This window comes from Massilia agrisoli, assembly GCF_020831365.1.
Classification (GTDB): Bacteria; Pseudomonadota; Gammaproteobacteria; order Burkholderiales; family Burkholderiaceae_D; genus Telluria_A; species Telluria_A agrisoli.
The window spans coordinates 1-20,191 of record NZ_JAJHPV010000002.1; the positions used below are offsets into that span (position 1 = coordinate 1).

Sequence of the window (20,191 nt, forward strand, 5' to 3'; positions counted from 1 at the left end):
CGATCGAGCTGCCAGCGGACAAGGAAATGGTTATGCCAGGCGATAACGTGTCGATCACCGTCAAGCTGATCAACCCGATCGCGATGGAAGAAGGCCTGCGTTTCGCAATCCGCGAAGGCGGCCGTACCGTTGGTGCAGGCGTTGTTGCCAAGATCCTGAGCGAAGGCAAGTAATTGCCCCGGCAGGGGAGGGTTTCCTCCCCTGGCTCAAGATTGCAACAGGGAGGCGCTGTCACCAGCTCCTCCCTGTGTTTTCGTAGTAGAATGTCGCTCCCATATATTGCCGTGCAATCAGCGCGGTTCGCTCTTTAAGGAAATAACATGTCCGCACCAAACCAGAAAATCCGTATTCGCCTGAAAGCGTTCGATTACAAGCTGATCGACCAGTCCGCACTGGAAATCGTTGACACCGCGAAGCGCACCGGCGCCGTTGTCAAGGGTCCAGTCCCACTGCCAACCCGCATCCAGCGTTTTGACGTCCTGCGTTCGCCGCACGTCAACAAGACCTCGCGCGACCAGTTCGAAATCCGTACGCACCAGCGTCTGATGGACATCGTCGACCCAACGGACAAGACCGTTGACGCGCTGATGAAGCTGGACCTGCCAGCAGGTGTAGACGTAGAAATCAAACTGCAATAATTTTTTCCAGTTGATGCCGGCGGGGTTGACCCCGCTGGCTGAATCGGGGCCGGGGGAGTCCGCTTTGCAGCGGATGAACCCGGCCCCGATGCTTTTCCGGAGCCTTTTTCGGCTGTCAAAACGGCGGATGCGCTGCGCTTATCCGCCCTACGCGCAAGAGCATCCACGTACTGTATGGCGGACAAGGGCGCAGCCCGCCTCCGCGTGCATCGCGCTAGCGCCGGCATTGCGCGCCTTGTTCCTATAATGAGATCCGATACGCTTTAAATTGGATCGGCAATGTCCCAATTATTCCAGTCCCCGAACGTCTACCGCGCCCTGGCCGACGCCGTCCTGATCATCCACGTCGGCGTGGTGCTGTTCATCGTCGGCGGATTGGCGCTCATCCTCGCGGGCGCCCACTTCAACTGGAGTTGGGTGCGCAACCTGCGCTTCCGCGTCCTCCACCTCGCCGCGATCGGCTATGTGGTCGTCACGACCTGGTTCGGCATGGAATGCGGCCTGACCACGCTCGAGCAGTCGCTGCGCATCCGTGCGGGGCAGGTGACATACACGGATGACTTCATCGCCTACTGGCTCAGCCGGCTCATATTTTTCGAAGCTGCGCCGTGGGTGTTCGCGACCGTCTACACGGCGTTTGGACTGCTTGTCGCCTGGACCTGGTTACGAGTTCGCCCGGACCGCCCCCGTCCTGTGCATGAGGCATGAGCGCGGCATTGCTCCATGTCGCGGTTGCTGATCCTAACCACCGGATCACAGACCGCAATCCAGCGGTCAACGAAAAAAAGGGGCGGCGTCCATGAAGCTAACCGTAGAATGCGAACGCGAGATCGACGGCCGGTGGCTGGCCGAGGTTCCCGAGCTGCCAGGGGTAATCGTGTATGGTGCCACGGCGGACGAGGCGACGGTCAGAGCACAGGTTCTAGCGCTCCGCGTCCTCGCCGAAAGGCTGGAGAACGGAGAGGCTGGGCCCGCGAGCATCGGCATTTCGTTGCCAGCGGCCGCATGAGCCGCTGGCCTTCCTGCAAGGCCCGCCGCGTATTTGCGGCACTCATACGAATTGGAAGGACACTCAAGCGCCTGAGCGGCTCGCACCGCACGCTTGCGCGCGCCGACTGGGCCGACTATGTGTTTGCATACCACGACGGTGAAGAGCTAGGGCCGGCCGCCTTGTCTCGGATGGCTAAGCACACCGGGCTCCGACCCGAAGATATTTAACCCGCTCCAATACCTCGCGCCATCAAACTCGCAGCGAACGGAATCGCCGCCAGCAAAACCAACTGAATGACGATCAGCTTGCGCACTCGGGCGACATGGTCGGCAGGCGGACGGAAGCGGGAGTCGGCATTCACCGCATCTGCCCACTTGAAATACTGAACGGTCGGGTAGATCGACAGCAGCCCGGCAAGTACAAACAGGCTGATCTTGGTGTGGAAGACGGGATTGCTCAAATAGAACGCGCTGCCTTTCGCGCCAAACAGCAGGCGCGCGACGCCGCTCGCCAACGTCAGCAGGGCAAACAGGCCGTACATGCCGTCGAGACGCTTGAGCCGTCGCAGGTCGGTTGCAGCATCGCGGTGCGCGAGCGCCGCAAACCCGGCGGCCAGCGTGGCCCCCATCCCGATCATGGCGGCGAAGTGAAAATAGGCGAGCAGGGCGTCATGTTGCATGGTCGTTCCGGCAAAGTAGATAACCTGCCAATACTAACCCACGGCGCAAGCGCGCACACGGCTGAGTTCGCCCTTGCCTGTTACGCAAGGAGGCGGCTATAATTCGCCTCCCCGGGCGGTTAGTTCAGCTGGTTAGAATACTTGGTCGACATCCAAGGGGTCGCAGATTCGAATTCTGCACCGCCCACCAGTTTCCCTTCAGGCGCAAGCCTGGCATCGTTGTACCCACCCTCGTCTTCCCGCCCGCTCAGTTGCTGGCCGATCCTGCCAGGCGCGCGCGCAATGGCTCCGCCGGCCGCACGATTGCTGCCGTGGCCTCCGCGTCCGCGGTTTCCTGGCCGCTCGCCACCACATGCAGGGTCTGGGTCGGGAAGGCAAACTCAGCCCCCAGTTCGCCGAAGCGGCGGTAGATCTGCAGGTAGATTTCCTGCTGCACGTCCATGTACACCGCGTAGTCCGAACTGTTGACGATATACACCACCTCGATATCGAGCGACGATGCGCCGAAGGCCTTGAAATGGGCGCGGTCGAAGGTGACGCCTTCCTGCGCCTTGATGATCTGGGCGATCTCGCCTGGCAGGGTGCGCAGAAGCTCCTCGCTGGTGCCATACGTCACGCCGAGCGAAAAGACGACGCGGCGGGTTTGCATGCGCCGCAGGTTGCGGATCCGGCTGTTGAGCAGGTCGCCATTCGAGAAGATGATTTGCTCGCCAGACAGGCTGCGCACCCGCGTCGTCTTGAGGCCGACATATTCAACCGTGCCAAGGGCGTCGCCCACCACGATGAAGTCGCCGATCACGAAAGGCTTGTCGAGCACGATGGACAGCGAGGCGAACAGGTCGCCCAGGATGTTCTGCACCGCCAGCGCCACCGCGATGCCGCCGATGCCGAGGCTGGCGACGAGGGTGGTGATGTTAAAGCCCAGGTTATCCAGGATCATCAGCAGGAACACGGCCCAGACCACCACCCGCACGATGAATCCCAGTGCTGCAGTGGAGGTGGCGCGGCCCGGATCGACCTGCGGGCTGGCGCGGTACTGGGCCAGCCAGGCGCGCACCGCGCTGTCGGCCCAGATTGCCGCTTGCACCAGCGCCGCGCCCATGGCAACGCGGCTCAGGAACAATGCCGCCTTGTCGCCCAGTTCCAGCATGGTCGAGCCAGCGTACAGGCCGATGACCAGCATGATCGGCATGCGGGTCGACGCCAGCGCCGCCACCACGATGTCGTCGTAGCGCGTATTGGTGCGCTCGGCGATGGCGCCGAGCCGCCGCACCAGCAGCCCCTTGGCGCCGTACAGCGCGATCATGACGGCCAGCGCGACGCCGGCAGCCGTCAACCATGCAAGGGTCGTGTTGCCGAGGAATGTGTAATTCATTTGCTTATCCTTTTGTCTTGTTGGATTCATCAGGCACGCGGGCGCGCCAGTAGAACTCGCACGGGCGGCCGTCGTGCTGGTGGCTGACGATGTCCTCGCGCATGCCGTCGTCGCTGCCAAACAGTACCGGCACCTGCGAGGCGTAATGGCCGAGCAGGCGCATCTTGCCTTCGACGTCGACCGGCACGATGAAGCGCTCGGCCGGCGCCAGCCGCAAGCGCGCCAGCGCCTGGGCCGGCCCGTCGGCATCGCCGCGCCCGCTGGCCGGGTCGGCCACGTACGGGAAGTCCTCGTAGAACAGCAGGCTGGCCCCGGCAGCGGCCAGGCGCAACGCGACGCGCGCGGTGATCTGGTGGTCGACGTGGTCGCCAATGCCCATCGGGCTGACCAGCAAAATGCTGCCCAGGTCGAGGCAGATGCGGCGCAGCAACTGGTGCAGTTCTTCGATATAGATCGTGTCGTCGGCGCGCGGCGCGACCCAGCGTTCGCGCTCGTTACGGTAGATCAGCTTGCCGGCCTGGCTGCGCCGGTAGATCGCGTCGGGAAAACTCAGGTGCACGAATTCGGCGCGGATCGAGCGCATCGCCGCGATGTCTTCGCGGCGCCGGATGCGCGGGCTGACGTGGCCGCGCCGTGATGGCGCCTTGATGCTGCCGTCGGCGCCCACCAGCGCCGGCGGGTTGCCGCTGCACAGCGTCACCACCAGGGTCGAGACACCTTGCAGCGCGTGCAGCAGGCCGCCGCAGCTGAGCGCGGCGTCGTCGAGGTGCGGCGACAGGATCACCACCCGTTCGTAGGCGTCGAAATCGAGCCCGTCGAGCAGGGCGCGGTTCATCATGATTCCCACCCGACCAGCTCGCCGTAGGCCTGGCGCGCGCGCGCCAGCATGCGCGCGGCCAGCGCGGCATCGCCGACCAGCGGGTTGGCCGCCAGCGCCGCGATGCGCTGCGCCTCGCTGCCGCCGGCCGCCGCCTGCGCGGCCAGGCGCTGGTAGCGTTCCAGCGCCGCGGCCAGGGACTCGAAACTGGCCGGCAGCGGCGGCGCGGGAATGCGCTCGATGCAGTGGCGGCTAACCCGCGCACGCGTCTCGACCACGCAGTCGCTGTCGAAGGCCGCGGTCGATCCGCGGTTGGGCAGGTTCAGCACCAGCTCGCGCGGCGTGTCCGACAGCAGCGCGCGGATGACGTTGACCGCCATGTCGCCGAAACCGGCCGAGCCGCGGTAGATGCGCAGCTGCGGCTCGTCCAGCAGCGCCTGTTCTTCGAAGTGGTCGTAGTAGCGCGGCAGCGACGCGGCCACCACGTCGCTGCGCGGGCCCACGCGGCGCGCCTGTTCGACAAACGCGGCCGGGTACAGGTAGTAGGGCAGGTAGGAGTTGGGCCAGTAGCCCGGATGGGCGCGCGCCAGCTCCAGCGAGTAGGCAAAGCGCAGCTGGTGTTCTTCGTCGTAGCTGGCCGGCGCCGCCAGCGCGGCCGGCAATGGTCCCAGCGGTTCGCCGCCGATGCGGATGTCGCTGAACCAGGTGGCGTGATTCAGGCCGTTGCAGCGAAACCAAGGATGGCCCGCGCGGCCCAGCGCGTGGCCCAGCGATTCGAGGTCCTCGTCCGACTGGTCGCACATGCCGATCACCTGCACCGCGCCCTGGTCGGCCAGCGCCTGGGTCACGATGTTGCTGGGATTGGTGTAGTTGAGCAGCACCGCGCCGGGCGCCAGCTTGTCCATGGCGTCGGCCACGCGCAGCGCCTCCGGCACCGAACGCAGGGCGTAGAAAAAGCCGCCGGGGCCGACCGTCTCCTGGCCGGGAATAGCGAATTCCAGCGGCAGGGTTTCGTCGATGCGGCGCGCCGCCAGGCCACCCGGGCGGGTCGAATTGAGTACCATCGCCGCGCCGCGCACCGCGTCCTCCAGCGTGGCGGCGGTCTCGACGCGGAAGGCGCCGGCCGCGCGCGCCATTGCCTTGCCCAGGCGTCCCACGATGGCCAGCCGGGTGGCGTCGGTGTCGTACAGGCGCACCGTGTCGAGCCGCAGTTCGGCGGCGTGCGCGATCAGGGCCTTGAGCAGGCCGGGGGTGTAGGCGCTGCCGCCACCCAGTACGGTCAATATGGTCATGCGATCTCCCTGGCCAGTGCGGCCATGCGGTCGGGGGCGGCCAGCATGCCCCCGCGTTGTTCGAGGATGATGGCGGCGGCGCGCGCCGCCAGCTGCAGCGCCGCGGCCGGCGCCAGGCCGCGCACCAGGCCAGCCAGCAGGCCGCCGCAGAAGGCGTCGCCGGCGCCGGTGGTGTCGACCACGGCGGCGGGCACGGCCGGCACGCTGACACTGCTGCCGTCCAGCGTGCCACTGGCGCCGCGGGGCCCCAGCGTGACGATCACCGCGCCGGCCGCGCCGGCCAGCAGCTGCGGTGCGGCGGCGATGTCGCCGCAAGCAGCCATCGCTTCCTTTTCGTTCAGTACCAGCAGGTCCCACGGCGCGCCGCGCAGCGCTGCAAGCTGCGCCAGCCGGTCTTCGTTCCAGCTGGCGCTGACCGCCACCTTCGCTCCGTCGCGGCGCGCGCGCGCCAGTGGCGCCGCCAGCCTGGCCGCTTCTTCCAGCCCGGGCACGAAGATCCACCCCGCCGCCGGCAGCTGTCCGGCCTGTTCCAGCGCCGCAAAGTCGGCCGAGCTGACAAAACTGCGATCGTGCGCGTCGGCGAACACCAGCGAGATCGCCGGGTCGTCGCGCGCCGGCAGCGGCGCCAGCGTGACGCCCAGGCGCGCAGCCTGCGCCGCCAGCGCAAGGTCGGCGATGCCGTTGCCGGCCGGCGCGCACAAGGTGACGGGCAGGCCTAGCCCCGCGGCCACGCTGGCGGTGTTCAGGGCGCCGCCCAGCCCAAGCGCGATGCCGTCGACAAAGCGCTCCTGGCCCGGCGGCGCCGCATCGTGGGGCGGCACATACACTTCGAGGTAGGCCAGGCCGGCCACCACCAGTGAGGTCATGCCGCTTCCTTGACCACCGCTTCGGCCGCCGTGTGGCGCGCCACCGCGCCGAGGAAGTCGTCGCCCCAGCGCTTGATGTCGTGCTCGCTGACGATGGCGGCCAGGCGCCCGGTGCGGTAGACCGCTTCGTCATGGCCCATCGTCAGCGCCTGGTACAGCGTTGCGGTCATGGCGTTGGCGTCGTACGGGTTGGTCAGCAGCGCGCCGTGCAGCTCGACCGCGGCGCCGGCGAACTCCGACATGATCAAGACCCCTGGCTTGCCGACCGCCTTGCGGGTGGCGATGTATTCCTTGGCCACCAGGTTGAGGCCGTCGCGCAGCGGCGTGATCCAGGCCACGCCGCAGGCCGCATAGTGGGCCACCACTTCCTCGAACGGCAGCGAACGGTAGAAGTAGCGCACCGGTACCCAGTTCAGGGTCGAGAAGCGGCCGTTGATGCGTCCGACCACGCGGTCGACTTCGACGCGCAGGCTTTCGTAGATTTCCATGCCGGGTGCGGCCGGCGTGATGATGTTGAGCAGGGTGACCTTGCCGAGCATTTCCGGGTGCTGTTCCAGCAGGCGCTCGAAGGCCTGCAGTTTTTCCAGCGATCCCTTGACATAGTCGAGCCGTTCGATCGAGACGATCCCGGTCACGCCGTTCAGGTAGGCGTCGATCGCGCCGATGTTGTCCTGCACCGGCTGGCTGCCGGCCAGGCGCCCGATCAGGCCGACGTCGGTGCCGACCGGGTGCGCCCCCAGCGCCACCGTGCGCCCGCCCACTTCGATCGCCGAAGTCATCGTGTCGACGCCGAGCGCGCAGCCGTAGGTCAGGTAGCGCGGCGCGCATGGCACCGTGCCGAGCAGCTCGACCGGCGCGAACGAGCGCACCGCGTCGACGAAGTTCTCGACATAGCGTGGGATGTGGAAGCCCACGTAATCGCATTGCAGCAGGCTGCCGATGATGTCGCGCCGCCACGGCAGGATGTTGAACACGTCGCTGGACGGGAAGGCGGTGTGGTGGAAGAAGGCGATTTTCAGGTCCGGGCGCAGCGCGCGCAGGAAGGCCGGCACCATCCACAGGTTGTAGTCGTGGATCCAGGCCACCGCGCCTTCGGCCGCCTCGCGCGCGGTCTGCTCGGCGAACAGGCGGTTTACTTCGAGGAAGCACTCCCAGTGGGCCTGGTGGAACTCGGCCTTGTCGGGGAAGGAGAAAATGATCGGCCAGAACGCCTCTTTCGAGAACTTCTTGTAGAACAGGTCGACATCTTCGGCAGTCAAGGGGATGCGCGCGGCCTTCAGGCGCGGGTAGCGTTCGGCGTCGACCGTGACATGGCTTTCGAAGTCGTCCGGCTCGCGCGAGTCCTGCTGCGACCAGGCCACCCATGACCCGGTCTGGCCGCCGCCGAAGAACGACAGCAGGGTCGGGATGATGCCGTTCGGGCTTTTCGGGCGCCGCTGCGTCATCACGCCGTCTTCGACCACCTCGTCGAAGGGCAGCCGGTGGTAGACCATCACCAGGTCGGCATCGCCGCGGCGGTCCGACTGCTGCTGGGCCGCGTCGCTCGGCTCGACCAGGGTGCCGTGGTGGGCCAGCCCTTCGAGGATGCCGCCGCAGCCTTCGGCGCGCGCCATGAATACGCCGGGCAGCTTGCGCACGCATTCGACCAGCGCCGGCTCGGCGCCGCCCACCACGATGCCGGGATAGCCGGCTTCGAACATCGACAGGTCGTTCAGGGTGTCGCCGGCCACCACCACCTTGGCCTCGCCCAGCCCTTCGGCGGCGACCAGGCGGCGCAGCGCGCTGCCCTTGCTGACGCCGCGCGGCAGCACGTCGAGGTAGCGGCCGGCCGAGAACAGCAGGTCGCAGTCGAGCGCCTCGACCGCCGCGCGCAGCGCGTCGCTGATGCCGCCTTCGGCCAGGAAGAACGAGCAGCGCCGCTCCTGCGGCACGGTCTGGCGCTGCAGCTGCGGGAAGCCGGACAGCGCGCGCAGCACGGCCTGGCTGCCGGGCCAGTTGGCGGCCTGCTCGTGGTGCAGCGGGCCGACCGGGCGCAGGTCGCCGTGGACGATGGTGGCGCCGACGTCGGCGATGATGTAGTCGGGCGCGGGGATGGTCGGGTCGCTCAGCAGCGGAATGATGGACTCGAGCCCGCGCCCGGTGATGAAGACCAGCCTGGCGCCGGGCAGGGCGCCGCTGAACAGCTCGCGCACGCGGCGCCTGGCTTCGCTGGTGCCGGCCAGCAGGGTGCCGTCGAGGTCAGTGGCGAGCAGGAGATTGGAGGCGCCGGAGAGGTGGGGCGGGCGGGCGGGCATGAGTGCGGTCATGGCATTCTTTCTTGTCGATGCGCCCGCTGCGATGGGCGCAAGCGGGCCGGGTCGGGGTACGATGCAACAACGCGGTCATGGCGACCGGTTCGTACCTGGAATGGCAAAAGCGCGGCTGCGCGCGAAGGCGCGCTGCGGATTTACCGGCGGGGAGGGCAACTGCGGCCATACAAATGGCACGCCTGGATGGATGGTGCTTGAGTGTTACGATGGAACGGCGCTTAACCCTCATGAAGCAGTAGCAGTCTAACATCCATGGCGGCCCGGGGCAACCTTGGATCTCTGCGGTTGCCCGATTTGCGGGCAGGCAGGGAGGCAGAACGCGTTCGCCAAAACCCGACATACCCCAAACATTCTCGTTGCGTCAACCCCTTCTTCGCGTTATACTAGCCGGCTTCGGTATGGATTCATCTTTTTCGAATCCATGCTTTTACTTGGTAGTTAAACATCAGCCCCGCCCAATCGCAGGTGGGAATGGAGAAAAAATGAGCCTAGGCCTTCTCGGTCGCAAGGTTGGCATGATGCGCATCTTCACGGATGACGGGGACTCGATCCCAGTTACCGTGCTCGACGTGTCGAACAACCGTGTTGCGCAAATCAAAACTCCTGAAACGGACGGTTACTCCGCTGTTCAGGTTGCATTCGGTCAACGTCGCGCTTCCCGCGTGAACAAGGCTGTTGCAGGTCACCATGCTAAAGCTGGCGTTGAAGCCGGTACGATGCTGAAGGAATTCCGCGTTGATGCCGCTAAAGCCGCTGAAATGAAGACTGGCGACGTCGTCGCAGCTTCCCTGTTCGAAGTTGGCCAGAAAATCGACGTGCAAGGCACCTCGATCGGTAAGGGCTACGCCGGTACCATCAAGCGTCACAACTTCGCATCCGGCCGTCAAACCCACGGTAACTCGCGTTCGCACAACGTTCCGGGTTCGATCGGTATGGCGCAGGATCCAGGTCGCGTTTTCCCAGGCAAGCGCATGACCGGCCACATGGGTGACGTTACTGTTACCACCCAGAACCTCGAAATCGCCCGTATCGATGCCGACCGCCAGCTGCTGCTGGTCAAAGGCGCCGTACCAGGTGCGAAAAATGGCCAGGTAGTCGTTTCGCCTGCTGTCAAAGTTAAAGCACAGAAGGGAGCTTAAACGATGGAACTCAAGCTTCTGAATGAGCAAGGCAAAGAAGGCTCCAACGTGGCCGCAGCCGACACCGTTTTCGGCCGTGAATACAATGAAGCCCTGATCCACCAGATCGTGGTTGCTTACGCTGCTAACGCACGTAGCGGTAACCGCAAGCAGAAGGATCGTGAAGAAGTTCACCACACGACCAAGAAGCCTTGGCGCCAGAAAGGCACCGGCCGCGCCCGTGCTGGTATGTCGTCGTCGCCTCTGTGGCGCGGTGGTGGCCGTATCTTCCCGAACTCGCCTGACGAGAACTTCAGCCACAAAGTCAACAAGAAGATGTATCGCGCAGGTATCTGCTCGATCCTGTCCCAGCTGGCCCGTGAAGGTCGCCTGAGCGTCATCGAAAACCTGAGCATCGAAGCTCCAAAGACCAAGCTGCTGTCGCAAAAACTGCAGTCGATGGGCCTGGAATCGGTTCTGGTGATCACCGACACGCTCGAGGAAAACCTGCTGCTGGCATCGCGCAACCTGCCGAACGTGCTGGTTGTCGAGCCACGTCACGCTGACCCGATGTCGCTGGTGTTCTACAAAAAAGTTCTGGTCACCAAAGCAGCGCTGGCCAAGCTTGAGGAGATGTTCGCATGAGCGGCGTAATGAAATTCAGCGAAGAGCGCCTGATGAAGGTGCTCCAGGCTCCGGTCATTTCCGAGAAGGCCACCATGGTCGCGGAAAAGAACGAGCAGATCGTGTTCCGCGTACTGCCGGATGCGACCAAGCCTGAGATCAAGGCAGCCGTTGAACTGTTGTTCAAGGTTGAAGTCCTGTCGGTGCAGACAGTTAATCGCGAAGGTAAGCAAAAGCGTTCGGGCCGTTTCAATGGCCGCCGCAACCATACCAAGCGTGCTTTCGTGTGCCTGAAGCCTGGCCAGGAAATCAATTTTGTCGAGGAGGCTAAATAATGGCACTCGTAAAGATGAAGCCAACCTCGCCAGGCCGTCGCGGCATGGTAAAGGTGGTGAACCCGGACCTGTACAAAGGCCGTCCGTTCGCTGCCCTGGTTGAAAAGAAATCGAAGACCGCTGGCCGTAACAACAACGGTCACATCACCACCCGCCACATCGGCGGCGGTCACAAGCAGCACTATCGCCTGATCGACTTCAAGCGTCAGAAGGATGGTATTCCGGCAAAGGTCGAGCGTATTGAATACGATCCGAACCGTACCGCGAACATCGCCCTGCTGTGCTACGCAGACGGTGAGCGCCAGTACATCATCGCGACCAAGGGCATGGCCGTTGGCGACGCAGTGATGAACGGCTCGGAAGCGCCTATCAAGTCGGGCAACTGCCTGCCAATCCGTAACATCCCGGTTGGTACCGTGATGCATTGCGTCGAAATGCTGCCAGGTAAGGGTGCCCAGATGGCCCGTACCGCCGGCGCCGGCGTCGTGCTAATGGCACGTGAAGGCACCTACGCCCAGGTCCGCCTGCGCTCGGGCGAAGTTCGCCGCGTCCACATCGAATGCCGTGCAACGGTAGGCGAAGTGGGTAACGCCGAGCACAGCCTGCGCAAGATCGGTAAAGCTGGTGCGATGCGCTGGCGCGGTGTTCGTCCTACCGTTCGCGGTGTGGTCATGAACCCGGTCGATCACCCGCACGGTGGTGGTGAAGGTAAAACCGCAGCTGGTCGTCATCCAGTGTCGCCTTGGGGCCAGCAGACGAAGGGTAAGAAGACGCGTTCGAACAAGCGCACTTCTTCGATGATCGTTTCGCGCCGCGGCAAGAAATAAGGGATAAGAAATGACACGTTCATTGAAAAAAGGGCCGTTTATCGATGCCCACCTGGTGAAAAAAGTCGAAGCCGCGCAAGCGAACAAAGACAAAAAGCCAGTCAAAACCTGGTCGCGCCGCTCGACGATCTCGCCTGACTTCATCGGCCTGACGATCGCGGTCCATAACGGCAAGCTGCACGTGCCTGTTTATGTGTCCGAAAACATGGTCGGCCACAAGCTTGGCGAATTCGCACTGACCCGTACGTTCAAGGGCCATGCCGCTGACAAGAAGGCGAAGAAATAATGGAAACCAAAGCTATCCTCAAAGGTGTGCGCCTGTCGGACCAAAAGGGCCGTCTGGTTGCTGATCTGATCCGTGGCAAGAAAGTTGACGCAGCACTCAACATCCTGCAATTCAGCCCGAAAAAAGGTGCAACGATCATCAAGAAGGTACTCGAGTCCGCCATCGCGAACGCCGAGCACAATGATGGCGCTGACATCGACGAGCTGAAGGTCGTTCAGATCTACGTAGAAAAGGGCCCGATCCTGAAGCGCTTCACTGCACGCGCTAAAGGCCGGGGCGATCGTATCTCGAAACAATCCTGTCACATCTACGTGACTGTCGGTAACTAAGGGGTCACGATGGGACAGAAGATTCATCCAACAGGCTTCCGCCTGTCAGTAACCCGTAACTGGGCTTCGCGCTGGTACGCAGGCAATGGTAACTTTGCCTCGATGCTGAACGAAGACCTGAAGGCACGCGCGTTCCTGAAAAAGAAACTGAAGAACGCTTCGGTTGGCCGCATCGTCATCGAGCGTCCTGCAAAGAACGCACGCTTCACGATCTACAGCTCGCGCCCAGGCGTGGTCATTGGTAAAAAAGGCGAAGACATCGAAGTACTGAAGTCGTCGCTGACCAAGATCATGGGCGTGCCTGTGCACGTGAACATCGAAGAGATCCGCAAGCCGGAAATCGACTCGCAGCTGATCGCCGATTCGATCTCGCAGCAGCTGGAAAAGCGTATTATGTTCCGCCGCGCAATGAAGCGCGCGATGCAGAACGCGATGCGCCTGGGCGCCCTCGGCATCAAGATCATGTCGTCGGGCCGCCTGAACGGTATCGAAATCGCACGTACCGAATGGTACCGTGAAGGCCGTGTGCCCCTGCACACCCTGCGCGCCGATATCGACTACGGTACCAGCGAAGCGTCGACCACCTACGGCATCATCGGCGTCAAGGTCTGGGTCTACAAAGGCGACCGTTCGGTCACCGGCGAAGCCCCGGTCATCGAGACCCCGGCTGACGAGAAGAAGACCCGCGGTCCGCGCCGTGACGATGGCAAGCCAGCTGGCCGCCCACGTCCAGCCGGTGCCAAAACCCCAGCTGCGCCTGGCGTGCGTGCCCGTCCTGCCGTCAAGGTAGCGCCGGCCGCTGCACCAGCTGAGAAAGCAGGAGAATAATCATGCTGCAACCAGCACGCAGAAAGTATCGTAAAGAGCAGAAAGGCCGTAACACCGGCATTTCGCACACCCGCGGCACCGCTGTGTCGTTCGGTGAGTTCGGCCTGAAAGCGGTTGCCCGTGGTCGTATCACGGCACGCCAGATCGAAGCCGCTCGTCGCGCAATGACCCGTCACATCAAGCGTGGCGGCCGTATCTGGATCCGTATCTTCCCGGACAAGCCGATTTCGAACAAGCCGGCCGAAGTCCGTATGGGTAACGGTAAAGGTAACCCGGAGTACTACGTCGCTGAAATCCAGCCAGGCAAGGTACTGTACGAAATGGACGGCGTCGCAGAAGAACTGGCGCGTGAAGCATTCCGCCTGGCTGCCGCCAAACTGCCACTGGCCACGACTTTCGTCGTACGCCAGGTCGGCCAATAAAAGGAGTTGTAGATGAAAGCAACAGAACTCCGCGGCAAAGACCAGGAAGCTCTGCAAAAAGAGCTGAATGAGTTGTTGAAGGCACAGTTCGGCATGCGCATGCAAATCGCTACGCAACAGCTGAGCAACACCGCACAGCTCAAGAAGGTGCGCCGCGACATCGCGCGTGTAAAGACGGTAATGAACTCGAAGGAAGCCAAATGACTGAAACCACTAAAGTAGCGCTCAAGCGTACGCTGGTCGGTAAGGTTGTTTCCGACAAGATGGACAAGACGGTTACCGTCATGATCGAGCGTCACGTCAAGCACCCGCTGTACGGCAAGATCATCATGCGTTCGAACAAGTATCACGCGCATGACGAAGCCAACCAGGCCAAGACCGGTGACACGGTTGAAATCCAGGAAGGCCGTCCGATCAGCAAGACCAAGGCATGGACTGTTACCCGCGTTCTGCAAGTCGCCCAGGTACTGTAAATGTTGTAGGAAGGTTGGGCAGGTGCTGACGCATCTGCGCAACTTAAAGAATGTTCTTGCGGGCCCGCCAGTATTCTGCGATACTAGCGGGCTTCGTTCATGTATTGCCGCATTTTTAGTCACCCCGGTGTAAGCGGCCTGAACCGAAACGTTACTGGAAAGTCCATCACCCAATCAGCGGCGCCCAGCAGGGCAATGTTGGCGGGACCAAGACTGACCGCAGGCCCACGCTGTGGGGTTTCTTCGGCTTAAGTTGGGAAAGAGAATACTATGATTCAAACTGAAAGCCGGCTCGAAGTGGCCGACAATACTGGTGCAAAAGAAGTTATGTGCATCAAGGTATTGGGCGGTTCCAAGCGCCGTTATGCTGGCATTGGCGATGTGATCAAGGTAACCGTCAAGGTTGCTGCGCCACGCGGCCGTGTCAAAAAAGGTGAAATTTATAACGCCGTGGTTGTGCGTACCGCTAAAGGTGTGCGCCGCCAAGACGGTTCGCTGGTGAAGTTCGACGGCAACGCTGCTGTCCTGCTCAACGCCAAGCTCGAACCGATCGGTACCCGTATTTTTGGACCAGTCACGCGCGAACTGCGTACTGAGAAGTTCATGAAGATCGTGTCCCTGGCACCTGAAGTTCTGTAAGGAGTCGTAATGGATAAGATTCGTAAAAACGACGAAGTCATCGTTCTGACCGGCAAAGACAAGGGCAAGCGCGGTGTTGTTCAGCAGCGTATCGATGCTGAGCATGTCGTGGTTGAAGGCGTCAACGTCGCTAAAAAAGCGACCAAGCCTAACCCAATGACCGGCGTAACTGGTGGTATCGTCGATAAGACTATGCCGATTCACGTGTCCAACGTTGCCTTGTTCAATGCAGCGACTGGCAAGGCAGACCGCGTAGGCTTCAAAGACGTAGACGGCAAAAAAGTCCGCGTTTATAAGTCTTCCGGCGAAGTAGTGAAGGTTTAATCATGGCCCGTCTCCAAGAAATCTATAAAGACAAGGTTGTTGCTGACCTGGTAGCCAAGTACGGCTACAAATCGGCAATGGAAGTGCCACGCCTGACCAAGATCACCCTGAACATGGGTGTGGGTGAAGCGATCGCCGACAAGAAGGTTCTCGAGCACGCTGTTGGCGACCTGACCAAGATCGCCGGCCAGAAGCCAGTGACCACCAAGGCACGCAAGGCGATCGCGGGCTTCAAGATCCGTGAAGGCTACCCGATCGGTACCATGGTCACCCTGCGCGGCGCTCGCATGTACGAGTTCCTGGATCGTCTCATCACCGTGGCGCTGCCGCGCGTGCGCGACTTCCGTGGTGTCAATGGCAAATCGTTCGACGGTCGTGGCAACTACAACATCGGTGTCAAGGAACAGATCATCTTCCCTGAGATCGAGTACGACAAGATCGACGCACTGCGTGGTTTGAACATTTCGATCACCACGACCGCGAAGACCGACGACGAAGCGAAAGCTCTGCTCGCCGCCTTTAAATTCCCGTTCAGGAACTAATAGATCATGGCAAAACTCGCACTGATTAACCGTGAACAGAAGCGTGCAGACCTGGTGGAGAAATTCGCCGCAAAGCGTGCCGCTCTGAAGGCCATCATCGATGACCAGTCCAAGTCGGAAGAGGAGCGTTATGAAGCTCGTCTGAAGTTGCAGGCACTGCCGCGCAACTCGGCCCCGACCCGCCAGCGTAACCGCTGCGCAGTGACCGGCCGTCCACGTGGCACGTTCCGTAAATTCGGTCTGGCCCGTATCAAGCTCCGTGAATTCGCTATGCGTGGCGAGATTCCGGGTATGACTAAAGCAAGCTGGTAATAGGAGAATATGCAATGAGTATGAGCGATCCTATCGCCGATATGCTGACCCGCATTCGCAATGCGCAAACTGTTCAGAAGACGACCGTGGCCATGCCATCGTCGAAAGTGAAAATTGCCATCGCCAACGTCCTCAAGGACGAGGGTTACATTGAAGATTTCGCCGTCACCGAAGAAGGTGGCAAAGCGGAACTGAAAATCGGTTTGAAGTATTACGTAGGCCGTCCGGTCATCGAGCGCTTGGAGCGTGTTTCCCGTCCAGGGCTGCGCGTCTACAAGGGCAAGGATGAAATCCCGAGCGTCATGAATGGCTTGGGCGTGGCGATCGTGTCGACCCCGCAAGGCGTCATGACGGACCGCAAAGCGCGCGCCACCGGTGTCGGCGGCGAAGTGATTTGCTACGTGGCTTAAGGAGTAGACGATGTCTCGAGTAGCTAAGATGCCAATCGCTGTCCCAGCTGGCGCCGAAGTGGCGATCACTGCAGCAGCGATCACGGTCAAGGGCCCGCTGGGCACCCTGACCCAGAGCCTGAATGGCCTGGTAAAAGTAGAAAACAACAATGGCACCCTGTCGTTCGACGTCGTCGATGACAGCCGTGAATCGAATGCGATGTCCGGCACCCTGCGTGCCCTGGTCAACAATATGGTGACCGGCGTGACCAAGGGCTTCGAGAAGAAGCTGTCGCTGGTCGGCGTGGGCTACAAAGCCCAGGCTGCTGGTGACAAGCTGAACCTGTCGCTCGGTTTCTCGCATCCAGTCGCTCACGCGATGCCGGAAGGCGTCACCGCAACGACCCCAACCCCGACCGAAATCATCATCAAGGGTATCGATCGTCAAAAGGTTGGCCAGGTTGCCGCTGAAGTGCGTGCTTACCGCTCCCCTGAGCCTTACAAAGGCAAGGGCGTCCGCTATGTGGACGAAGTGGTTAAGCTTAAAGAAACCAAGAAGAAATAATAGGGCTGACCATGGACAAGAAAGAATCACGTCTGCGTCGTGGACGCCAGACCCGCATCAAGATCGCGCAGCTTGGCGTGAACCGCCTGTCGGTACACCGCACCAACCTGCACATCTATGCGAACCTGATCTCGCCGGACGCAAAAGTGCTCGTTTCCGCTTCGACCCTCGAAGCAGAAGTGCGCGCCGAGCTGGCAGGCCAGACCGGCAAGGGTGGCAATGCCGCCGCTGCCGCCCTGGTTGGCAAGCGCGTTGCAGAGAAGGCACTGAAAGCAGGAATCACCGAAGTTGCGTTCGATCGCTCGGGTTTCCGTTACCACGGCCGTGTCAAGGCGCTGGCGGAAGCCGCGCGTGAAGCCGGTCTGAAGTTCTAAGGAAGAATCGTCATGGCAAAAATGCAAGCAAAAATGCAAAGCGACAAGCCGGATGATGGCATGCGCGAAAAAATGATCGCGATCAACCGCGTGACCAAAGTGGTCAAGGGTGGTCGTATCATGGGCTTCGCCGCGCTGACCGTAGTTGGTGACGGCGATGGCCGCATCGGCATGGGCAAGGGCAAGTCGAAGGAAGTACCGGTTGGTGTGCAGAAGGCAATGGAAGAAGCCCGCCGCAACCTGATCAAGGTACCTCTCAAGAACGGCACCCTGCACCACACCGTGACCGGCCGCCACGGCGCGTCGAAAGTCATGATGTCGCCAGCCAAGCCAGGTACTGGCGTGATCGCCGGCGGTGCAATGCGCGCTATCTTCGAAGTGATGGGCGTAACCGACGTGGTCGCGAAGTCCACCGGTTCGTCGAATCCTTACAACCTCGTCCGCGCGACGCTGGATGGCCTGTCGAAGATGAGCACTGCTTCCGACATCGCCGCCAAGCGTGGCAAGTCGGTCGAAGACATCCTGGGCTAAGGTGAAGACAATGGCAAACACCATCAAAGTACAATTGGTCAAGGGCTTGATCGGCACGAAGCAAGACCACCGTGCCACCGTACGCGGCCTGGGCCTGCGTCGTGTTAACTCGGTTTCCGAGTTGCAGGACACCCCATCCGTGCGCGGCATGATCAACAAAGTGTCCTACCTCGTGAAAGTTGTCTCTTAAGCGCATTGCGCTGACGAGAACGGAGAAAACAATGGAATTGAATACGATTCAACCAGCTGACGGCGCCAAGCACTACAAGCGCCGCGTCGGCCGCGGTATCGGCTCCGGCCTGGGCAAGACCTCCGGTCGTGGCCACAAGGGTCAGAAGTCGCGTTCGGGCGGTTTCCACAAGGTCGGCTTCGAAGGCGGTCAGATGCCTCTGCAGCGCCGTCTGCCTAAGCGTGGCTTCAAGTCGCTCAACGCAACCTTCAAAGCTGAAGTGCGCCTGTCCGACCTGAACAACCTGCCTGTTGGCGACGTCGACATTCTGGTTCTGAAGCAAGCAGGCATCCTGCCAGTGCTGGCGCGCGATGTGCGCGTGATTCTGTCCGGCGAAGTCACCAAAGCGGTGAACCTCAAAGGCCTGAAAGCAACTGCAGGCGCCAAAGCGGCAATCGAAGCAGCCGGCGGCTCGGTAGCTTAAGTTGCGGCCTAACAGCTTGATCGGAGCATAAAGTGGCGACTAATTCACAACTCGGTAAAAGTGCAGCGTCCGGTTTCCCTTGGGGCCGGCTCTGGTTTTTGCTTGGCGCATTGGTCGTATATCGCATCGGTGCCCACGTCCCTGTACCGGGCATCGATCCGGTACAACTGGCGTCGCTGTTCAAGCAGAACGAAGGCGGCATCCTGGGCATGTTCAACATGTTCTCGGGTGGCGCGCTGGAACGTTTCACGGTATTTGCACTCGGCATCATGCCGTACATTTCGGCCTCGATCATCATGCAGCTGGCGTCCATCGTGTCGCCCCAGCTGGAAGCACTGAAGAAAGAGGGCGAAGCAGGACGCCGCAAGATCACCCAGTACACCCGCTACTTCACGGTAGCGCTGGCGCTGTTCCAGGCCTTCGGCATTGCCGTCGCGCTTGAGTCGCAGGCCGGACTGGTCATCGATCCTGGCATGGCATTCCGCTTCGTGACCGTGGTTACCCTGTTGACGGGTACCATGTTCCTGATGTGGCTTGGTGAGCAGATCACCGAGCGCGGCCTGGGCAACGGTATCTCGATCATCATCTTTGCCGGTATTGCAGCCGGTCTGCCGTCGGCACTGGGTGGCTTGTTCTCCCTGGTCTCGAGCGGTTCGATCAGCAGCCTGGCAGCGATCTTCATCGTGATCCTGGTAGCAGCGGTTACTTATCTCGTCGTGTTCGTTGAACGTGGCCAGCGCAAGATCCTGGTCAACTATGCGAAGCGCCAGGTCGGCAACAAAGTGTACGGCGGCCAAACCAGCCACCTGCCTCTGAAGCTGAACATGGCAGGCGTGATCCCGCCGATCTTTGCATCGTCGATCATCCTGTTCCCGGCGACGATCGTGGACTGGTTCACGCGCGGCAAGGATTCGAGCTCGCCTGTGATCGGCTTCCTGAAGGATCTGGCGGCATCGCTGTCGCCTGGCGAACCGATCCATGCGTTGCTGTATGCGGTGGCCATCGTGTTCTTCTGTTTCTTCTATACCGCGCTGGTATTCAACAGCAAGGAAACAGCAGACAACTTGAAGAAGAGCGGCGCGTTTGTCCCGGGGATTCGTCCTGGTGACCAGACCGCACGCTACATCGACAAGATCCTGATGCGCCTGACCCTGGCTGGTGCCGTCTACATTACGGCAGTCTGCTTGTTGCCGGAATTTATGCAAGCCCAATGGAAAGTGCCATTCTACTTTGGCGGTACTTCCCTGTTGATTATTGTGGTTGTCACCATGGACTTCATGGCGCAAGTACAGAACTACGTCATGTCGCAGCAATATGAATCGCTGCTGCGCAAGGCAAATTTCAAGGGCGGAATCCCGACGCGCTAACCGCAAGGTTACGCGAACCAGGAGTGCACAGACCGAATGGCAAAAGACGACGTCATCCAAATGCAGGGCGAGATTCTTGAGAATCTCCCGAATGCAACGTTTCGAGTGAAGCTGGAAAACGGGCACGTGGTGCTCGGACACATCTCCGGTAAAATGCGGATGAACTATATCCGCATTCTCCCCGGCGACAAGGTAACGGTGGAACTGACCCCGTACGACTTGTCCCGGGCCCGGATCGTGTTCCGGACCAAGTAAAACAATTTAAGTAACTGAACCAATCCGAAAA

31 protein-coding genes and 1 tRNA gene are annotated in these 20,191 nt (G+C 61.5%); 26 read left to right on the forward strand and 6 right to left on the reverse strand.

The window, feature by feature from the left end; all coding sequences use genetic code 11:
* The 3 genes from LMJ30_RS00025 to LMJ30_RS00035 all read left to right on the forward strand — a co-directional run.
* Positions 1-173, forward strand: a 173-nt coding sequence (locus tag LMJ30_RS00025) for an EF-Tu C-terminal domain-related protein (protein WP_458329385.1), incomplete at its 5' end; no start/stop codon positions are given.
* A 147-nt stretch (positions 174-320) separates the two neighbouring features.
* Entirely contained in the window at positions 321-638 is a 318-nt protein-coding gene (gene rpsJ / locus LMJ30_RS00030) for a 30S ribosomal protein S10 (RefSeq protein WP_005663509.1), read from the forward strand.
* Between the two features lie 279 nt (positions 639-917).
* Positions 918-1,346 (forward strand): DUF2784 domain-containing protein, encoded by a 429-nt coding sequence (locus LMJ30_RS00035; RefSeq protein WP_229430301.1) that lies wholly within the window; start codon positions 918-920, stop codon positions 1,344-1,346.
* Between the two features lie 506 nt (positions 1,347-1,852).
* On the opposite strand, the gene LMJ30_RS00040 is transcribed toward LMJ30_RS00035, so the two are convergent.
* Positions 1,853-2,308, reverse strand: coding sequence for a DUF2214 family protein (locus LMJ30_RS00040; protein ID WP_229430302.1), 456 nt, complete (start codon positions 2,306-2,308; stop codon positions 1,853-1,855).
* Between the two features lie 113 nt (positions 2,309-2,421).
* Between LMJ30_RS00040 and LMJ30_RS00045 the strand changes: the two genes are divergently transcribed.
* Positions 2,422-2,498: transfer RNA gene (locus LMJ30_RS00045), tRNA-Val, on the forward strand.
* Positions 2,499-2,555: 57 nt separating this feature from the next.
* Here the strand turns inward: LMJ30_RS00045 and LMJ30_RS00050 are convergent.
* The 5 genes from LMJ30_RS00050 to ggpS are packed head-to-tail and all read right to left on the reverse strand — an operon-like array spanning position 2,556 to position 8,964.
* Entirely contained in the window at positions 2,556-3,683 is a 1,128-nt protein-coding gene (locus LMJ30_RS00050; protein ID WP_229430303.1) for a mechanosensitive ion channel family protein, read from the reverse strand.
* A 4-nt stretch (positions 3,684-3,687) separates the two neighbouring features.
* Positions 3,688-4,521, reverse strand: coding sequence for a PIG-L deacetylase family protein (locus LMJ30_RS00055; protein WP_229430304.1), 834 nt, complete (start codon positions 4,519-4,521; stop codon positions 3,688-3,690).
* A complete protein-coding gene (locus LMJ30_RS00060) occupies positions 4,518-5,792 on the reverse strand; it encodes a family 4 glycosyl hydrolase (RefSeq protein WP_229430305.1) in 1,275 nt (424 codons plus the stop codon). The genes LMJ30_RS00055 and LMJ30_RS00060 overlap by 4 nt, the downstream gene beginning before the upstream one ends.
* Positions 5,789-6,658, reverse strand: a complete 870-nt coding sequence (locus tag LMJ30_RS00065) for a carbohydrate kinase family protein (RefSeq protein WP_229430306.1) — start codon at positions 6,656-6,658, stop codon at positions 5,789-5,791. Before LMJ30_RS00065 ends, LMJ30_RS00060 begins: the two co-directional genes overlap by 4 nt.
* Positions 6,655-8,964 (reverse strand): glucosylglycerol-phosphate synthase, encoded by a 2,310-nt coding sequence (gene ggpS, locus LMJ30_RS00070; RefSeq protein WP_229430307.1) that lies wholly within the window; start codon positions 8,962-8,964, stop codon positions 6,655-6,657. Before ggpS ends, LMJ30_RS00065 begins: the two co-directional genes overlap by 4 nt.
* 485 nt (positions 8,965-9,449) lie before the next feature.
* Between ggpS and rplC the strand changes: the two genes are divergently transcribed.
* The 22 genes from rplC (at position 9,450) to infA (ending at position 20,160) form a co-directional block, all read left to right on the forward strand.
* Positions 9,450-10,106, forward strand: coding sequence for a 50S ribosomal protein L3 (rplC, locus tag LMJ30_RS00075; RefSeq protein ID WP_229430308.1), 657 nt, complete (start codon positions 9,450-9,452; stop codon positions 10,104-10,106).
* 3 nt (positions 10,107-10,109) lie between these two features.
* Positions 10,110-10,730 carry a 50S ribosomal protein L4 gene (rplD, locus tag LMJ30_RS00080; protein WP_131429167.1) on the forward strand — a complete coding sequence of 207 codons (621 nt, stop codon included), beginning with the start codon at positions 10,110-10,112 and terminating at the stop codon, positions 10,728-10,730.
* A complete protein-coding gene (gene rplW, locus LMJ30_RS00085; RefSeq protein ID WP_131429168.1) occupies positions 10,727-11,044 on the forward strand; it encodes a 50S ribosomal protein L23 in 318 nt (105 codons plus the stop codon). Before rplD ends, rplW begins: the two co-directional genes overlap by 4 nt.
* Entirely contained in the window at positions 11,044-11,871 is an 828-nt protein-coding gene (rplB, locus tag LMJ30_RS00090) for a 50S ribosomal protein L2 (protein ID WP_229430309.1), read from the forward strand. The genes rplW and rplB overlap by 1 nt, the downstream gene beginning before the upstream one ends.
* Before the next feature lie 10 nt (positions 11,872-11,881).
* Positions 11,882-12,157 (forward strand): 30S ribosomal protein S19, encoded by a 276-nt coding sequence (gene rpsS / locus LMJ30_RS00095; protein ID WP_119811777.1) that lies wholly within the window; start codon positions 11,882-11,884, stop codon positions 12,155-12,157.
* Positions 12,154-12,486, forward strand: coding sequence for a 50S ribosomal protein L22 (rplV, locus tag LMJ30_RS00100; protein WP_181002795.1), 333 nt, complete (start codon positions 12,154-12,156; stop codon positions 12,484-12,486). The genes rpsS and rplV overlap by 4 nt, the downstream gene beginning before the upstream one ends.
* Positions 12,487-12,495: 9 nt before the next feature.
* Entirely contained in the window at positions 12,496-13,314 is an 819-nt protein-coding gene (gene rpsC, locus LMJ30_RS00105; RefSeq protein WP_229430310.1) for a 30S ribosomal protein S3, read from the forward strand.
* Between the two features lie 2 nt (positions 13,315-13,316).
* A complete protein-coding gene (rplP, locus tag LMJ30_RS00110; RefSeq protein WP_131429171.1) occupies positions 13,317-13,736 on the forward strand; it encodes a 50S ribosomal protein L16 in 420 nt (139 codons plus the stop codon).
* A gap of 12 nt (positions 13,737-13,748) precedes the next feature.
* A complete protein-coding gene (gene rpmC / locus LMJ30_RS00115) occupies positions 13,749-13,940 on the forward strand; it encodes a 50S ribosomal protein L29 (RefSeq protein ID WP_229430311.1) in 192 nt (63 codons plus the stop codon).
* The gene (gene rpsQ / locus LMJ30_RS00120; RefSeq protein ID WP_229430312.1) at positions 13,937-14,209 is read left to right on the forward strand and encodes a 30S ribosomal protein S17; all 273 of its coding nucleotides are present in this window, start codon (positions 13,937-13,939) and stop codon (positions 14,207-14,209) included. The genes rpmC and rpsQ overlap by 4 nt, the downstream gene beginning before the upstream one ends.
* A gap of 270 nt (positions 14,210-14,479) precedes the next feature.
* Positions 14,480-14,848 carry a 50S ribosomal protein L14 gene (gene rplN / locus LMJ30_RS00125; protein ID WP_008444317.1) on the forward strand — a complete coding sequence of 123 codons (369 nt, stop codon included), beginning with the start codon at positions 14,480-14,482 and terminating at the stop codon, positions 14,846-14,848.
* Between the two features lie 9 nt (positions 14,849-14,857).
* The gene (gene rplX, locus LMJ30_RS00130; protein ID WP_229430313.1) at positions 14,858-15,172 is read left to right on the forward strand and encodes a 50S ribosomal protein L24; all 315 of its coding nucleotides are present in this window, start codon (positions 14,858-14,860) and stop codon (positions 15,170-15,172) included.
* A 2-nt stretch (positions 15,173-15,174) separates the two neighbouring features.
* Positions 15,175-15,714 (forward strand): 50S ribosomal protein L5, encoded by a 540-nt coding sequence (rplE, locus tag LMJ30_RS00135; protein ID WP_229430314.1) that lies wholly within the window; start codon positions 15,175-15,177, stop codon positions 15,712-15,714.
* 6 nt (positions 15,715-15,720) lie between these two features.
* Positions 15,721-16,026: a 30S ribosomal protein S14 gene (rpsN, locus tag LMJ30_RS00140; RefSeq protein ID WP_119811783.1), complete on the forward strand. Its 306-nt coding sequence runs from the start codon at positions 15,721-15,723 to the stop codon at positions 16,024-16,026.
* Positions 16,027-16,040: 14 nt separating this feature from the next.
* The gene (rpsH, locus tag LMJ30_RS00145; RefSeq protein WP_229430315.1) at positions 16,041-16,436 is read left to right on the forward strand and encodes a 30S ribosomal protein S8; all 396 of its coding nucleotides are present in this window, start codon (positions 16,041-16,043) and stop codon (positions 16,434-16,436) included.
* Between the two features lie 10 nt (positions 16,437-16,446).
* Positions 16,447-16,980 (forward strand): 50S ribosomal protein L6, encoded by a 534-nt coding sequence (gene rplF / locus LMJ30_RS00150; RefSeq protein WP_229430316.1) that lies wholly within the window; start codon positions 16,447-16,449, stop codon positions 16,978-16,980.
* Between the two features lie 11 nt (positions 16,981-16,991).
* Complete coding sequence (gene rplR, locus LMJ30_RS00155) at positions 16,992-17,354, forward strand: 50S ribosomal protein L18 (RefSeq protein ID WP_229430317.1); 363 nt, start codon at positions 16,992-16,994, stop codon at positions 17,352-17,354.
* A 12-nt stretch (positions 17,355-17,366) separates the two neighbouring features.
* On the forward strand, positions 17,367-17,885 hold the full coding sequence (rpsE, locus tag LMJ30_RS00160) for a 30S ribosomal protein S5 (RefSeq protein ID WP_229430318.1): 519 nt from the start codon (positions 17,367-17,369) through the stop codon (positions 17,883-17,885).
* Positions 17,886-17,895: 10 nt separating this feature from the next.
* Complete coding sequence (gene rpmD / locus LMJ30_RS00165) at positions 17,896-18,075, forward strand: 50S ribosomal protein L30 (RefSeq protein WP_206085891.1); 180 nt, start codon at positions 17,896-17,898, stop codon at positions 18,073-18,075.
* A 31-nt stretch (positions 18,076-18,106) separates the two neighbouring features.
* Complete coding sequence (rplO, locus tag LMJ30_RS00170; protein ID WP_229430319.1) at positions 18,107-18,538, forward strand: 50S ribosomal protein L15; 432 nt, start codon at positions 18,107-18,109, stop codon at positions 18,536-18,538.
* 32 nt (positions 18,539-18,570) lie between these two features.
* Positions 18,571-19,905 carry a preprotein translocase subunit SecY gene (gene secY / locus LMJ30_RS00175; protein ID WP_229430320.1) on the forward strand — a complete coding sequence of 445 codons (1,335 nt, stop codon included), beginning with the start codon at positions 18,571-18,573 and terminating at the stop codon, positions 19,903-19,905.
* Positions 19,906-19,941: 36 nt separating this feature from the next.
* Positions 19,942-20,160: a translation initiation factor IF-1 gene (gene infA, locus LMJ30_RS00180; protein ID WP_005663428.1), complete on the forward strand. Its 219-nt coding sequence runs from the start codon at positions 19,942-19,944 to the stop codon at positions 20,158-20,160.
* Positions 20,161-20,191: the final 31 nt, after the last annotated feature.